Here is a 15098-nt window from a genome sequence, read left to right as displayed (position 1 = left end):
GGCTAGGCTGCCTCGGCCGGTTCCCGACTGCGCCGCCGGTCCAGCGGTGTGCGGCCGAACCGCCACGCATGCCCCGGTTCGACGATCCATGCTCAACTGCCGGCGCTGGGGATGGACGTGCGCGACGGCTGCCGATCTTGCGGGGTGGGTGAAGTTCGCTTTTCGGGCGTCTGGGGTGGGGTGGGCGGGGTCGGTGATCGGATGCTGAACAACGCGCGGGTGCGAACTGGCATCGCGTGCGGGAGTCAGGCATTATTCGCTGGCCGGGTTCGCTGGTAACGCGGATCACATTCGGCTTATGTTTGATGGCGGAAGGGAGACGGCATGGCGACGCTGGTGGGCTCCGAGGGGGCTGTGGTCTGGATGGTCGCGGTGCTTCTCGTTCTTACTGCGGGCCTTGCGGTCGCGCTGCTCGCCGCCACCCGCGCCACCCGCCGGCCCTGAGGCTCGCCGCGGGCCGGGACGACACCGTTCGCTTGCGCGAGGTGTCCCCAGCACGTCCGCTCGGGAATCTGGGCTGCTTCTGAGCGCTGCTCGCGCCGCATCCCCGCCCCGGTCGCTGTCCGCGCCGCATCCCCGCCCCGGTCGCTGTCCGCGCCGCATCCCCGCCCTGGTCGCTGTCCGCGCCGCATCCCCGCCCTGGTCGCTGTCCGCGCCGTGTCCGCGCCGCATCGCCGCTGTCCGCGCCGCATCCTCGTGCTGAGGGCTGTCCGCGTCCGAATCTCACCCTCAGCGCCGCTCGCGTCGCATCCTCGCGCTGAGCGCTGCCCACGCCACATCCCCACCTAAGCGTTGGCCCGCACCGCGTTCTCGCCGTGAGCGCAGTCCGCGCCACACCCTCACCCTGAGCGCTGTCCGCGCCGCAAATCCCTTCTACCGGTCTCTCCGGCGTTCGAGCAGGCCCGCTCGCCTCGGCCGGCCGCTCGAGGACGCCGGACGCCCGCTCGTCCCCCAGGCACGGCATCGGCAACAAAGCGCCGCTCGGGGTCGTCCGGCGGCGGCTTGCGGGGTGGCAGGAGGCGGGCGGGCGGCTGATGTAGCAGGCTGGGTGGATGCGCTTCGCTACGTGGAACGTCAACTCGGTCAAGGCCCGGCTGCCCCGCCTGCTGGAGTGGCTGGACGGCACCAAACCGGACGTCGTGTGCCTGCAGGAGACGAAGGTCGCGGCCGATGGGTTTCCCGAGGCTGAGGTCCGGGAGCTCGGGTACGAGACCGCCGCGTACGGGCAGGGGCGTTGGAACGGGGTCGCCCTGCTGTCGCGGGTCGGGCTGGACGACGTACGGCACGGTTTTGACGGGGAACCGGGCTATCCGGAGGCGGAGGCGCGGGCCATCAGCGCTCTCTGCGACGGCATCCGGTTTTATTCGATCTACGTTCCCAATGGGCGTACGCCGGACGACCCGCACTATGTCTACAAGCTCAGCTGGCTGGCCGCATTGCGCACGGTGCTTGCGGGCGAGGTGGAGAAGGGGCCGCTGGTCGTAGCGGGCGACTTCAATGTCGCGCCCACGGATGACGACGTCTGGGACCCGAAGGTCTTTGTGGGGTCGACTCACGTGACCGCGCCCGAGCGGGACGCGCTGGCCGAAATACGCGCGCTCGGACTGCGCGACATCGTGGGGCGGCCCCTGAAAGGGGACCACCCGTTCACCTATTGGGATTACCGCGCCGGGATGTTCCATCAGAACAAGGGGATGCGGATCGACCTGGTGTACGCGACGCCGTCGGTGGCCGACCGGGTCGCAGATGCGGTGGTGGACCGCGAGGCGCGCAAGGGCAAGGGGCCCAGCGATCATGCCCCGATCGTGGTCGATCTTGGCGCGGGCGCCCCTTGATCAACCACCTGGGCACGGCCGTCGAGCCCGTGAGCACGTAGTCTGGGGTTGGAGATCGTGTTGGGCGGGGACAGACGGGAGGGACCATGACAGCGCTATCGCCGGCTTCGACCGGCGAACAGCTGACAACTCTGCTCCGGGCCGCGCTCGACGCCGCCAGCGAGGCGGTGGTGCTGTGCGACGCGGCCGGCGACACCATCTTGATGGTCAACTCGGCTGCTCAGACGCTGGTGCCGGGTCTGGTCGCGGGCGGCACCGCCGTCGACGGTCCGCTGGCGGGTATGGCCGGCGCGCTCGCCGCCGGTGACGACTCGTTCACTGACTTCTACGACGGCCGCCACCTGCAGGGTCAGCGCCGCATGCTCGGGCCGGACCACTACGGCTGGTATCTGCGCGACCGCACCGACGAGGTGGCGCGGGCCGATGCCTTGCGGGCCGAACGCGCCCGTACGGCGTTCCTGGCCGAAGCCGGTCGCCGGCTCTCCTCCTCGCTGCATCAGGGCCGTTGCACGCGCATCACGGCCGAACTCGCGGTGGCCCACCTGGCCGACGCCGCGATGGTCGTCCTGCCGGTCAACCGCCGTCAGGCCCAGTGGGTGCGGCTGGTCGCCGGTGAGTCACCCGAAGAGGGTGTGCTCCGCGAGCAGGCGCTGGCCGAGGTGCCGGGTCTGGTCGAGGCGCTCGGCGGCTTCCCGCCCATCCCGAGCAAGTGGCTCGACGCGTCTCAGGCGCCCGAGTGGCTGCTGCCCGCCGGCTTCGGGCCGATCGGGGCGCTGCTGGTCACTCCCCTGCCGGGCAACGCCGAGCCGGCCGGCGCGCTGATCCTGGCCCGCCGGGGCGACCACGCCGAGTTCGGCCCCGAGGACGAGATCCTGGCCCGCATCTTCGCGGCCCGGGCCGGGGCCGCCATCTCGGCCGCCGGGCTCTACCGCGAGCAGGTCGACACCACCGCCGTGCTGCAGGCCGACCTGCTGCCGCCTGAGCTTCCCCAGCCCGACGGCATCGAGCTGGTCGGCTCGTACCAGGCGGCCCGCGAGACGATGCGGATCGGCGGCGACTTCTACGACGTGTTCGGCCCGACCGAGAACAGCCCCGACACGGTGATCGCGCTGGGCGACGTGTGCGGCAAGGGGCCCGAGGCGGCCGTGCTGACCGGCAAGGTGCGTCAGACGCTGCGCGCGTTGCGGCTGGTCGAGGCCGCGCCGGACGAGATGTTGCGCGTACTGAACCGGGCCCTGCTCGAGTCGGGCCGCCAGCACCGGTTCGTCACGATGGTGGTCGGCTCGGTGAGCCGCGGCGAGCACGGGCGCGTACGGCTGAACCTGGCCACCGGTGGCCATCCGCCGCCGCTGGTGCTGCGGACCGACGGCACGGTCGAAGAGGTGCCGACCAGCGGCACGCTGATCGGGGCGGTGCCGCGCACGGTGGTGCGTCCGGCCGAGGTCGAGCTCGCCCCCGGCGAGTTGTGCCTGCTCTACAGCGACGGCCTGACCGAGGCGCGGGGCGGCCCGACCGGCGACGAGCAGTTCGGCGAGGCCCGGCTGCACGACGCGCTGGCCGAGTGCCGCGGCATGCCCGGGGTGGCGACCGTCGAGCGGGTGCGCCAGCTGGTCAGCGACTGGGTGCACGGCGGCACCCGAGACGACATCGCGATGCTGGCCGTCCGCGCCCCGGCCCGGGCCCAGCTCAGCCTGCGCAACGGTTCCCGTAACCAGTCGCCGTTCGCGATCGACGCGCGGCGCGGCGACCGGCGCGTGCGGCAGCGCTCGTGAGCGTCGTCCCGCGGCGCTCGATCGACGACCCGGGGCTGGCCGACGAGTTCCTGCGCCTGGTCGGCGACGGTGACGAGTACGGCGCGGTCGAGGTGGTCACGGCCCTGCTCGACGACGGGGTGGCGCCGCAGCGGATCATGACCGAGCTGATCGCGGGCACGCAGGCCCGGGTGGGCGAGCTGTGGGCGGCCAACGAGTGGTCGGTGGCCCGCGAGCACGCGGCCACGGCGATCAGCGAGCGTGCCCTGGCGGCGGTCGCGGCCCGTACGAACGTCCGGCCCACGCGGGGCCGGGTGACCATCGCCTGTGTCGACGGGGAGTGGCACGCGCTGCCCACCCGCATCCTGGCCGAGATGCTTCGTCTGGACGGTTGGCGGGTCGACTTCCTGGGCGCCAACGTGCCGGGCCCGCACCTGATCACCCACCTGCACCAGACCGGCCCCGACGTGGTCGCGCTGAGCTGCATGATCGCCACCCGGCTGCCCCGGGCACACGCGGCCATCACAGCCTGCCGGGCGGCCGGGGTGCCGGTCATCGCGGGCGGGCGGGGCTTCGGGCCGGGCGGCCGCTATGCCCAGGTGCTGGGGGCGGACGCCTGGGCGGCCGGCGCTGAGGAGGCGGTGCGCCGCCTGGCCCGCAACTGGCCGCCGCACGGCCAGGATCCCCAGCTGTCGGCCTTCCTGGGCGACGACGAATACACGTATGTCGTGCGTAACCGCGGCCAGCTGATCAGCACCGCGATGAGCCGGCTGACCGACGCCTACCCGGCGATGCGCGAGTACAACCAGCGCCAGCTCGACTCCACAGCCGAAGACATGGCTCACATCGTCGACTTCCTGGCGGCCGCGCTCTACGTGAGCGAGACGCCGATCTTCACCGACTTCGTGGCCTGGACCAACAGCGTGCTGCAGGCCCGCGGCGTTCCCGCGGTGGCGTTGCGGGTCGGTCTCGATTCCGTACGGTCACAGCTCCGCGATTACCCTCGGGCCTCAGCCATCCTCGACGCCGGAGCAGCCGAAATTAAATAGCTGGCGCGGCTTCCAGCGGCCGCCTAGTGTCTGTCCCATGCGCATCTGATGCTCCCGGCCGTTGCGGCCGTCCACCGTGCTCGGTTCCGGGTGCTCCGGCGGGGTTGTCCGCCGTGGAGCCGCCTCCGTGCCCGACATCCGGAGCGTCACGCTTTCTCTTCCCCGGCTCCACCGCACCTCGCCCTGTCCTGAGCAGGGCTCAGAGGAGGTCCGCATGCCTGGCCAACGATTCACCGTTCAGCTCCCCGAGGCTCCCGTCCTCAGCGAGCTCGCCCTCCCGGGCAAAGCCCGCCGCAAGTCCGAGCCCGAAGCCAAGCACCACGGCGCCGGCGACGAACGGCAGGCCGCCCGCCAACGCTCCGAGCAGGCTCGCGCCGGCCGCGCGGCCGGCGCCGGCGGCGGCCGCTCCTACGCCTTCCGCCGCAGCTAGGCCACCCCGAAGCGACAGCGCAGCTAGGCCACCCCGAAGCGACGGCGCAGCCAGGCCACCCCGAAGCAACGGCGCAGCTGGGCCGCCGCGAGGCGCGACGAGAGCCGACCGGAAGGCGTGACGCGCCGATCGGAACCAACCGGATGAGGCGCCCGAGCCAGGCTCGGGCGCCTCATCGCGTACGGGAAAAAGGATCAGCCCAGCTCGGCGTAGACGTCGTCGAGGCGGCCGTGGAACATGTCGGTCTTGGTCTTGAAGTTGGGGCCGCCGATGCGCAGCGGCAGCGTGTTGCTGATCGAGAGGGTGGCCGGGACGGTGGCCTGGCCGCCGAGCTTGTCGTCGACCCAGACCTGCAGCGCGGTGCCCCGGCGCTGGCAGACGATCTTGTGCCAGGCGCCGTCGGCCACCGACGCCGACGAGCGGGCGATGTAGACGGTGGGCGAGCCGGCGCCGACGATGACGCACTGCGCCTTGCCATTGGTCTTGCCGACCTGCATCTTCCACTGGCTCGTGGTGTCGGCCACGCCCTTCTGCATGATGTTGGCCGAGCCGGTGACCTGCGTCTTGATCGTCAGCATGCGAGCCGACCACCGGAAGTTGCGGGTGCCGGGGTTGAGGTTGGCGATGCTGGGCGTCTCCAGCAGCGCCCGCGGGCAGGTGGCGGCGTTGCCGGCGCAGGCCGTCGGGAACGAGACGTAGCGGCCGCTCGGGGTGGCCGTGTCGAAGCGGAGCACGCCCTGGTCGGCGGAGCGGGTGGTGAGCGCGGGGCCGCCGCGGCCCGAGGCGTCGGCCACGCGGCCGTTGACGGCGCCGGCGTCGAAGGTCCAGCGGGCCACCAGCTGGGCGGTGGCCGGGGCGGCGACGGGCGGCGTCGTCGTCGCCGGGGTGGGCGTCGGCGCGGCGGCCGCGGGCGCGGCGGGAACGACGAGGCCGGTGATCGCGACGAGCGCGAGGGCGAGCTTCATACGTACTAGGTTGGCGTATTGACCGATTTCGCCGCAACACACCCCTATAGGCGTTTCGGGCGAGCCTGAAAGTGGGACAGACCCGCCCGAAGCCCCAGGAACGTCAGAGGACGCCGTTCTCCTCGGCGATCATGCAGATGGCGACCAGGCGCAGCAGGTGCCAGTCGGCCGCCTTCCATTCGGCCGGAGCGTCCGGGGCCTGGCCCGGCTCGGGCAGCCCGCGGCTCATGCGGCGGGCGCCGGCGACGATCGCGCGGGCGTACCCGGCCAGACCGTCGGCGTCGGCGTCCCGGCCGGCCGACTCGAGGGCGTCCCGGACGGCGGCGGCGTGCTGGTCGACCAGGGCGAGCAGGCCCGGGTCGGCGAGCGCGGCGACGATACCGTCGACGCCCACCCGCGCCATCATCTCGTCCAGCAGGCCGGTCGCCGGCGAGGCCGGAACGAGCGCGGAAATCGGGGCGAAGGCGAGGAATTCGTTCGTCATGGCCAGAACGCTAGGGCCTCCGGAAGCCCCGCGACAGGGGGGTAACCGAACGGCACCCGAGCGCCAACGAGCGCGCTACACGGGGAGCTGGTCCATGGCCTTGAAGATCCGTTTGTCCGATATCGGATAGGCGGTTCCCAGCGACTGGGCGAAGAAGTTGATCCGCAGTTCCTCGATCATCCAGCGGATCTCGCGCAGCCCCTCCTCGGGCGCGCCCAGCTCCTTCAGCTCGCGGAACTCCGACTCGATCTCGTGGATCTGGGCCATCAGCTGGCGGTCGCGGGCCAGGTTGCCGCCCACCCGGTCGAGCCGGTAGACCATGCCCCGCAGGTAGCGCGGCAGGTGGTGCAGCTGGCGCCAGCCCGTCTCGGTGACGAAGCCGGCGTGCACCAGACCCTTGAGCTGCTGACGGATGTCGGCCAGGGCGGGCAGCAGGGTCGGGTTGCGCTGCGACTTGAGGCGCTGCTCGATGTCGTACGCCGTCGACAGCACCTGCCGCACCTGGGTGACCACGTTCGCCACGGCGTCGACGAGGTCTTGGCGCACGGTGTCGCGCAGCGAGGCGAACTCGATCGACGACCACACCGGCCCGCCCGCGTCGGCCACCAGCCGGTCGACGGCCGCGCCGGCGCAGTCGTCCAGCAGCTCGGCGATCGACCGGTACGGGTTGCCGCGGGTCAGCTCGAGCTTGGCCTGGTTGTCCAGCCGCCCCTGCAGGTAGCGCGCGGCCGGCGGCAGCGTGAGCAACAGCAGCTTCCGGGTGCCGGCGATCATGGCCGTCCGCTGCTCGGCCTCGGTCTCGAAGACCTTGATCGCGACGCTCTCGCCCTCGTCGACCAGCGCCGGGAAGACGTTGACCTCGTACCCGCCGCGCACCTGGACGACCCGCCGGGGCAGCAGGCCGAAGTCGTTGGTGGTGATCCCCCGGCGCTCGATGTCGCCGGCCGCCTTCGAGATCGTCTGCTGCACCTTGGGGGCCAGCGAGCGCCGCAGCACCTCGAGGTCGCGGCCCTCCCCCACCACCTTGCCGTCGTCGACGATCCGGAAGTTGACCCGCAGGTGGTCGGGCACCTCGTCCGGGCGCCAGGCGTCGCGGGGCACGATGGTCCCGGTCAGCCGCCGCAGCTCGTTGCCGATCGCGTCGGGCAGCGGCCCACGGCGCGCCGGCACTGTGCCCAGCACGGCGTCGGCCCAGTCCGGCACGGGTACGAAGTTCGTGCGCAACGCCTTGGGCAGGGCCCGGATCAGCGCGATCACCACGTCGCGGCGGAAGCCCGGCACCGACCAGCCGAAGTCGTCCGGGTCGAGCTTGTTGAGCAGCGCGATCGGCACCTCGACGGTGACGCCGTCGGCCTGGGTGTTGGGCTCGAACTCGTACGTCAGCGGCAGCCGCACCCCGTTGGCCAGCCAGGCGTCCGGGTACGCGTTGGGGTCGACCGCGTCGCGGCCGGCGTTCACCAGCATCTCGCGGGTGAAGGTGAGCAGCTCGGGCTGGTCGCGCCGGGCCTTCTTCCACCACGCGTCAAAGTGCCGGGCCGACACCACGTCGGCCGGGATGCGCGCGTCGTACAGGGCGTACACCGTCTCGTCGTCGACGGCGATGTCGCGGCGCCGGGCCCGGTTCTCGATCTCTTCGATCCGGGCCAGCAGCTTGGCGTTCTCGGCGTAGAACTTGTGGTGGGTGTCCCAGTCGCCCTCGACCAGCGCGTGCCGGATGAACAGCTCGCGCGACACCACCGGGTCGACCTTGGCGTAGCCCACCTTGCGCCGCGGCACGATCGGCAGGCCGTACAAAGTCACTTTCTCGTACGCCATGACGGCGCCCTGCTTCTTTTCCCAGTGCGGTTCGCTGTACGAGCGTTTCACCAGGTGGGGAGCCAGTTTCTCGGCCCATTCGGGCTCGATGCGGGCGTTCACCCGGCCCCACAGGCGACTCGTCTCGACCAGTTCGGCCGACATCACCCAGCGCGGCTGCTTCTTGAACAGCGCCGAGCCGGGGAAGATGGCGAACTTGGCCCCGCGGGCGCCGAGATATTCGCGCTTGTCGCCCTCTTTGAGCCCGATGTGGGAAAGCAGACCCGACAGCAGGGCGGTGTGCACGTGCTGCCCCTCGGCGACGTCTTCTCTGTCCTCCACGAGAGACAGTCCGAGGGTACGCGCGACTTGGCGCAGTTGCGCGTAGATGTCCTGCCATTCCCGTACGCGAAGGTAGTTGAGGAATTCGCTCCGGCAGAGCCGCCGGAACTGGTTGCCGGACAGCTCCTGCTGCTTCTCGCGCAGATAACGCCACAGGTTGAGGTAGCTGAAGAAGTCCGATTCCTTGTCGGTGAACCGGGCGTGCTTCTCGTCGGCCTGCTGCTGCTTCTCGGTGGGGCGCTCACGCGGATCCTGGATGGACAGCGCGGCCGCGATCACCATGACCTCGGCCAGGCACTCCTGCCGGTCGGCCTCGATGACCATGCGGGCCAGCCGCGGGTCGACCGGCAGCTGCGCGAGCTGACGGCCGAGCGGGGTGAGCTTGCGGTCGTCGAGCGCGCCCAGCTCCTCCAGCAGCTTCACGCCGTCGGTGATGTTGCGGCGGTCGGGCGGGTCGATGAACGGGAACTTGGCCAGGTCGCCCAGGCCCAGGTTGGTCATCTGCAGGATGACGCTGGCCAGGTTGGTCCGCAGGATCTCGGGCTCGGTGAACTCGGGGCGGGCCTCGAAGTCCTCCTCCGAGTAGAGCCGGATGCAGATGCCGTCGGCCACGCGCCCGCAGCGGCCCTTGCGCTGGTTGGCGCTGGCCTGCGACACCGGCTCGATGGGCAGGCGCTGCACCTTGAGCCGGTGCGAGTAGCGGCTGATGCGCGCGGTGCCCGGGTCGATGACGTAGCGGATGCCGGGCACGGTCAGCGACGTCTCGGCGACGTTGGTGGCCAGCACGACCCGGCGCTGCGAGTGCCGCTCGAACACCTTGTGCTGTTCGGCCGCCGACAGCCGGCCGTAGAGCGGGACGATGTCGGTGTTGCGCAGGTTCCGCTTGCCCAGCGCGTCGGCGGTGTCGCGGATCTCGCGCTCGCCCGACAGGAACACGAGAATGTCGCCGTCGCCCTCACGGCCCAGCTCGTCCACGGCGTCGGCGATGCCGTCGACCTGGTCCTGCGGCTCCTCGGTGTCGTCCTCGGTGGTGGTGACGAGCGGCCGGTAGCGGGTCTCGACCGGGAAAGTACGGCCGGACACCTCGATCACCGGGGCCGGCTTGCCCTCGGCGTCGGCGAAGTGCTCGGCGAACCGCTGCGTCTCGATCGTGGCCGACGTGATGATCAGCTTGAGGTCGCGCCGCCGGGGCAGCAGCTCGCGCAGGTAGCCGAGGATGAAGTCGATGTTGAGGCTGCGCTCGTGGGCCTCGTCGATGATCAGCGTGTCGTACCGGTACAGGTTGCGGTCGTTCTGGATCTCGGCCAGCAGGATGCCGTCCGTCATCACCTTGACCATGGTGTCGTCGCTGACCTGGTCGGTGAAGCGCACCTTGTAGCCCACGGTCGTGCCCAGCGGCCGCCCGACCTCTTCGGCGATGCGCTCGGCGACCGTGCGGGCCGCGATCCGCCGCGGCTGGGTGTGCCCGATCTGCCCGCGGATGCCCCGCCCCAGCTCCATGCAGATCTTGGGAATCTGCGTGGTCTTGCCCGACCCCGTCTCACCGGCCACGACGACCACCTGGTGGTCGCGGATGGCGGCCAGGATGTCGTCCTTGCGCTGGCTGACCGGCAGCGACTCGGGATAGCTGATCGGCGGCACGCTCGCCACCAGGGCGGCCACGCGCCCGGCGGCCTTCTCGATCTCGGCCGAGATCTCGGCCAGCGCGGACGCCCGGGCCGCCTCGTCCTTGATGCGCCGGGTCCCCTCCAGACGGCGCCCGAGGCGCCGCTCGTCCCGCGGCAGGAGGTCAGCCAGGCGTTTACGCAGTTCCGGCAGAGCAGTTGTTGTCGACATCGCGCAGCAAGAATAGGCGGATCCTGCCGCAAACGCCTGGTGATTAACGCCGCCCCAGGGCGTCGATCGCCCGCATCTCTTCGTCGGTGAGGACGAAGTTGGTGATGTCGGCGTTGCGGGCGATGCGCTCCGGGGTCTTGGACTTGGGGATGACGACGATCTCGTGCTGGATGTGCCAGCGCAGGACGACGCGGGCCGGGTCGACGCCGTGGGCGGCGGCTATGCGGGTCAGGGCCGGGTCGTGCAGATTGGTGGTCTTGAACGGGCTGTAGCCCTCGAGGACCACGCCGCGCTCACGGTGGGCGGCCAGGACGGCCGGGTCGTACAAGGCCGGGCCGAAGCGGATCTGGTTGACCGCGGGGGTCTGGCCGGTCTCGGCCGTCAGCTCGTCGATCTGGCCGTTGTCGTAGTTGCTGACGCCGACGGCCCGGGTCAGCCCGGCCTCGCGGGCCTCGATGAACGCCTGCCAGACTTTCACCGAGCGGCCGCGGTGCGGCGGCCAGTGGATCAGCCACAGGTCGACCGCTTCGACGCCGAGGTCGCGCAGGCTGGCCTCGATCGTGCGGCGCTCCTTGCCGGCCCGCTCGGGCGGCAGCTTGGTCGTGATGAAGACCTCGTCGCGCGGGACGCCCGAGTCTTTCAGGGCGCGGCCGACCTCGGCCTCGTTGCCGTACATGGTGGCCGTGTCCAGGTGGCGGTAGCCGGCCTCGAGCGCGTCCCGGACGGCCTGGTACGCGGACTCGCCGCGCAGCTGCCAGGTGCCGAAGCCGAGCAGGGGCATCTCGACCGGGGTGCCGTCGGCCGCCTTTCCCAGCGGCAGGGCGGGAATCGTCATGACTCTCATCCTGCCCCGCCGCGGGCCGGGCGACTACTCGTGATCGGCGCGGGGATGGTGGTCGGGCACGGGAGCCCGCAGCCGGGCCGCGGCCGGGTCGTGCGACGACGGGTCGGCCGCGGGCAGCGCGCTCAGCCCGGGCAGCCGGGCGTTCTCCATCGCGGCCCGCTCGGCCAGGGCCCGTTCCAGGGCGGCCCGGGTGGCGGCGTCGTCGTGGTCGGCTCTCATCTCGTTCTCCTTCAGAAGCGGCAGGGTGAATTGGAAGCGCGTGCCGCCGCCGGGGTTGTCGGACACCCCGATCTCGCCGCCGTGGCGCTCCACGATGCGTTTGCAGATGGCCAGGCCCAGGCCGGTGCCGGCATACCCGGCCTCGGCGTGGGCCCGGTGGAAGCGGTCGAACACGTCGTCCTTGGCGTCGTCGGGGATGCCGATCCCCCGGTCGGCCACCTCGATCCGCGCCTGGCCGTGCTCGGTGACGCCGGAGACGCCGACGCGCGGGTCGGTGCCGGGGCGCACGTACTTGAGGGCGTTGCCGATCAGGTTGTCCAGCACGTGCCGCAGCATCGCCGGGTCGGCCGTCACCTCCGGCAGCTCGCCGACGGTGATCTCCGGGTGGTCCTCGGGGCGCAAGTGAGCCGTACGGTCGTGCACCACCTCGGCCACCAGGGCGCCCAGATCGACCCGGCGGAGGCGCAGCGGGGCGTCCCGGGCGGTGCTGTAGGCCAGCAGGGTGTCGATCAGCCCGGCCATGCGGTCGACGGCCAGGATGATCCGCTCCAGGCTGCGCTCCACGCCCGTACCCGGGGGAAGGTCTTCGACAGCGGCCTCGGAGTGCCCGCGGATGACGGTGAGCGGCGCCTTCAGGTCGTGCGCGACCACCCCGGCGAACACGGCCAGGTCGTTCTCGTAGCGGCGCAGCTCGGTGATGTCGTGGAAGACGGCCACCGCGCCGTGCCGGTCGGCGCTGGTGTCGAGCGGCCGCCCGTCCACGCTGACCAGCACCCCCTCCGGCCGCCGGTCGTTGCGGACGATCATCTCGACGCCGTCGCAGGCCTCGCCGTGCAGGGCCCGGATCAGCGGCGTCTCGTCGACCGGGAACGGCGTGCGGCCGTCCGGGCGGAACAGGCCGTAGTGCTTCTGCCACTCCTGCGGGTCGTTCTCGTCCTCGGCCACCCCGAGCAGGTCCCGCGCGGCCGGGTTGTGCAGCAGGAACGCTCCGCGCTCGTCGACCACACCGACCGCGTCGCTGATGCTGGCCATGATCGCGCCGAGCAGCCCGGCCTGGCGGCGGCTCTCCTCCTCGGCCGCGCGCAGGTCGGTCGTGGCCTCCTGCACCTTGGCCCAGGCCCGGGCCCGGCCGGTGGCCAGCACGTAGACGAGGCCGGCCAGCAGCACGGCCAGGGCGATGCCGGTCAGCAGCACGGTGAGCGGCAGCCGGCTCGAGGCGCCGGGCAGGTGCGAGGCGTCGGCCCGGGTGATCAGGGTCCAGCCGCGGTCGGCGACCACCAGGTCGGCCGTACGGTCCAGGTCGGTGCGGCCGGGGACGGTGTACTCGGCGACCACCGGTGTCCGGCCGTCGCGGTTGGTGGCCAGCAGCGCGCCGTCGAGCTGGTTCTGGCTGACCGTGCGCAGCATGCCGGTGAGGAAGTCCTGCCCGCGCAGGCCGAGGACCAGCCAGCCGCGGAACTGGGGCGTGTTGGCCTTCGTCCAGATGGGCGCGGCGAAGACGAACGAGCGCTGCTGCTGGGCCGCCGGCAGATTGCGGTCACGCAGCAGCACGTACGCGTCGGAGACACTGGGCTGGCCGATGCGCCGGGCGTCGGTGAGGGCGGCCGCCGCCTCGGGCGCGGCCGCCACGTCGAGGCCGTTCATCGGGCGGCCCTGCGCGGCCAGCTGACGCGTGTAGATCGAGAAGAAGTGCTCGTCGGTCGGCACGGCGGCATGCAGCTCGAGCCCGCTGGCGCCCCGCGAGCGCCACAGCGCCTGCTGGGCCGGGATGTCGCTCGTCCGGACGGGGACGACGTAGGCCAGCGAGGCCGCGCCGATCAGGTTGGCCGTGGCCAGCGGGGCCGTCGCCGCGTCGAACTCGGCCCAGGTCAGGCCGGCGTCGGTGCTGATGCCGGCGGCGGCCGTCTCGACCAGCGACCGGTAGCGCTCGGTCTCGGTCTGCACGGCGGCGCGGGCCATCTCGGTGCGCTGGTCCATCACGCGCTCGGCGTTCTCACGCTGAGCGCCCCGCATGACGGCGTACACCGAGATCACGACGGCGAGCCCGGCCAGCAGGACAGCTCCGGCCAGCAAGAGACCGGTGAGGCGCCCGCGGCGGGCCTCCGAGGGCTCTCGTGGCTTCACCAAAGCCAGCATAAGACGCAAATCGCCCCCGTCGGCCGGGTTCGGCCGACGGGGGCGGGGTCTCGCGGTGTTCTTACTTCCAGGTGTCGTACTGGTACAGCTTCTGCTGCGCCATCAGCGTGGTGACCTTGGTGTAGTAGTTCGGGTCGGTGGCGTAGCCGGCCTTCCACACGTTCCAGATGAAGGCGTTGGCGTTCTTGGTGTAGTTGAAGGCCGGGGCGTAACGCGGGTTGACCTTCAGGAAGTTGCCGTGGTCACGGAACGAGTGGCCCATCGAGGCGTACGTGCGGAAGGTCGCCGTCGTGGTGAAGCAGGTGCCCTCCTTGGTGCACTCCTGCGTCTTGTACTCGTGGCAGCCGTTGGCCAGCGTGCCGTACTTGCCGCTCTGGCACTTGATGCCGAAGTAGTTGCGGTCGACCGACGACAGGCCGCTGCGGCCCCAGCCCGACTCCAGGATCGCCTGCGCGATGGTCACCGAGGCCGGGACGCCGTACTCGCGCCAGCCCAGCTGCGCGCCGGGGACGGCCGCCTTGATGAACTGCTCCGGCGTGAGGGTGGTGGCCGGCGCCGGCGTGACCGGGGCGGCGCCCGGGCAGGCCTTGAGAGCGGCCGTCGACACGTACGCGTGCGAGATGTAGTTGCCGTCGGAGAGCTTGTTCCACTGCGCGGTCGTGCGGACCGTGCCGGCCACCATCGAGCCGGACACGTAGCAGACGCCGGTCACCTTGGCGCCGCTGGCGACGATCCGCCGCACGGGCGCGGTGGTCGACGGGCCCGAGCGGATGTTGACCTTGCCGTCGGAGCTGCGGACCGTGCCGACCTTGTTCGTCGTGGCGATCGGCTTGCCGGGCTTGGTCTTCACGGCCTCGGCCTGGGGCGACGTGGTCGCGCAGCGCTTGATGGCCGCGCTGCTGCGCACGTACGCGTGGGTGACGTACCCACCCGTGCTGAGCTTGTCCCACTGGGCCGTCGTACGCACGGAACCGCGCACGCTCTGGCCGGTGACCGAGCAGACGGTGGAGACACGCTGGTTGTCCCGCAGCGACCCGAGCACCTTGTCGGCCAGCGAGGGCCCGGACCGCACCTTGAGCGTGGTGCGCACGTCGATCGTGGCCGAGACCGCGGCCGCGTTCGCCGTACCGGGCGCGGCGACAAGACCGGCGCCAACGGCGAACACGAGCAGCGGGCCGGCGAACCGGCGGGCGTACTGCTTCATCTGGTACGTCTCCTTCTTCACGGGCGGCGTCCGTTAGAAGGTGGCGGCGCGGCGTTGCGAGGCAAGAGCGCGCCAGGGTGCAGACAAGTTGCGACGAGACGCACACGTTGCGGATGTGTCGCCGTGAACCTGCTGAGACTTATGATTCGACGCGCTTAGAAAAGCAGCCGGTTGGGCAAAGGCCTAGCGCCCTGCCCAGCCCTCCCGAA

The 15098-nt window shown here is 71.5% G+C and carries 10 protein-coding genes; 4 read left to right on the top strand and 6 right to left on the bottom strand.

The genetic code is table 11. The features are described 5' to 3' along the window. Positions 1 to 1052 precede the first annotated feature (1052 nt). The 4 genes from OWR29_RS10760 to OWR29_RS10745 all read left to right on the top strand — a co-directional run bounded on the left by OWR29_RS10760 (position 1053) and on the right by OWR29_RS10745 (position 5065). Positions 1053 to 1835, top strand: coding sequence for an exodeoxyribonuclease III (locus OWR29_RS10760; protein ID WP_267562482.1), 783 nt, complete (start codon positions 1053 to 1055; stop codon positions 1833 to 1835). An 86-nt stretch (positions 1836 to 1921) separates the two neighbouring features. Next, positions 1922 to 3607, top strand: coding sequence for a PP2C family protein-serine/threonine phosphatase (locus tag OWR29_RS10755; protein WP_267562481.1), 1686 nt, complete (start codon positions 1922 to 1924; stop codon positions 3605 to 3607). Further along, the gene (locus tag OWR29_RS10750; protein WP_267562480.1) at positions 3604 to 4635 is read left to right on the top strand and encodes a cobalamin B12-binding domain-containing protein; all 1032 of its coding nucleotides are present in this window, start codon (positions 3604 to 3606) and stop codon (positions 4633 to 4635) included. The genes OWR29_RS10755 and OWR29_RS10750 overlap by 4 nt, the downstream gene beginning before the upstream one ends. Before the next feature lie 214 nt (positions 4636 to 4849). Further along, on the top strand, positions 4850 to 5065 hold the full coding sequence (locus OWR29_RS10745) for a hypothetical protein (RefSeq protein WP_267562479.1): 216 nt from the start codon (positions 4850 to 4852) through the stop codon (positions 5063 to 5065). A 194-nt stretch (positions 5066 to 5259) separates the two neighbouring features. Here the strand turns inward: OWR29_RS10745 and OWR29_RS10740 are convergent, their stop codons facing one another. From OWR29_RS10740 to gsmA, 6 genes are all read right to left on the bottom strand, one after another. Continuing rightward, entirely contained in the window at positions 5260 to 6030 is a 771-nt protein-coding gene (locus OWR29_RS10740) for a LamG-like jellyroll fold domain-containing protein (RefSeq protein ID WP_267562478.1), read from the bottom strand. Between the two features lie 103 nt (positions 6031 to 6133). Beyond that, positions 6134 to 6514, bottom strand: coding sequence for a DUF6401 family natural product biosynthesis protein (locus tag OWR29_RS10735; protein WP_267562477.1), 381 nt, complete (start codon positions 6512 to 6514; stop codon positions 6134 to 6136). A gap of 75 nt (positions 6515 to 6589) precedes the next feature. After that, complete coding sequence (gene hrpA / locus OWR29_RS10730; RefSeq protein WP_267562476.1) at positions 6590 to 10486, bottom strand: ATP-dependent RNA helicase HrpA; 3897 nt, start codon at positions 10484 to 10486, stop codon at positions 6590 to 6592. Between the two features lie 43 nt (positions 10487 to 10529). Continuing rightward, positions 10530 to 11321: an aldo/keto reductase gene (locus tag OWR29_RS10725; RefSeq protein WP_267562475.1), complete on the bottom strand. Its 792-nt coding sequence runs from the start codon at positions 11319 to 11321 to the stop codon at positions 10530 to 10532. 33 nt (positions 11322 to 11354) lie between these two features. Then, positions 11355 to 13673 (bottom strand): ATP-binding protein, encoded by a 2319-nt coding sequence (locus tag OWR29_RS10720; protein WP_267562474.1) that lies wholly within the window; start codon positions 13671 to 13673, stop codon positions 11355 to 11357. A 73-nt stretch (positions 13674 to 13746) separates the two neighbouring features. Beyond that, positions 13747 to 14910 (bottom strand): sporangiospore maturation cell wall hydrolase GsmA, encoded by a 1164-nt coding sequence (gene gsmA, locus OWR29_RS10715; protein WP_267562473.1) that lies wholly within the window; start codon positions 14908 to 14910, stop codon positions 13747 to 13749. Between the last annotated feature and the right edge of the window lie 188 nt (positions 14911 to 15098).

It is taken from the genome of Paractinoplanes pyxinae, from assembly GCF_026626335.1.
Lineage (GTDB): Bacteria > Actinomycetota > Actinomycetes > Mycobacteriales > Micromonosporaceae > Actinoplanes > Actinoplanes pyxinae.
The sequence above is the reverse complement of the archived record's forward strand: the minus strand, read 5'-3'. Positions and strand labels throughout refer to the sequence as shown.

Excerpts from the sequence above, each read along its gene's own strand:
- OWR29_RS10760 (WP_267562482.1), top strand. The coding sequence starts at position 1,053 with ATGCGCTTCGCTACGTGGAACGTCAACTCGGTCAAGGCCCGGCTGCCC.
- OWR29_RS10755 (WP_267562481.1), top strand. The coding sequence starts at position 1,922 with ATGACAGCGCTATCGCCGGCTTCGACCGGCGAACAGCTGACAACTCTG.
- OWR29_RS10745 (WP_267562479.1), top strand. The coding sequence starts at position 4,850 with ATGCCTGGCCAACGATTCACCGTTCAGCTCCCCGAGGCTCCCGTCCTC.
- OWR29_RS10740 (WP_267562478.1), bottom strand. The coding sequence starts at position 6,030 with ATGAAGCTCGCCCTCGCGCTCGTCGCGATCACCGGCCTCGTCGTTCCC.
- OWR29_RS10735 (WP_267562477.1), bottom strand. The coding sequence starts at position 6,514 with ATGACGAACGAATTCCTCGCCTTCGCCCCGATTTCCGCGCTCGTTCCG.
- hrpA (WP_267562476.1), bottom strand. The coding sequence starts at position 10,486 with ATGTCGACAACAACTGCTCTGCCGGAACTGCGTAAACGCCTGGCTGAC.
- OWR29_RS10725 (WP_267562475.1), bottom strand. The coding sequence starts at position 11,321 with ATGACGATTCCCGCCCTGCCGCTGGGAAAGGCGGCCGACGGCACCCCG.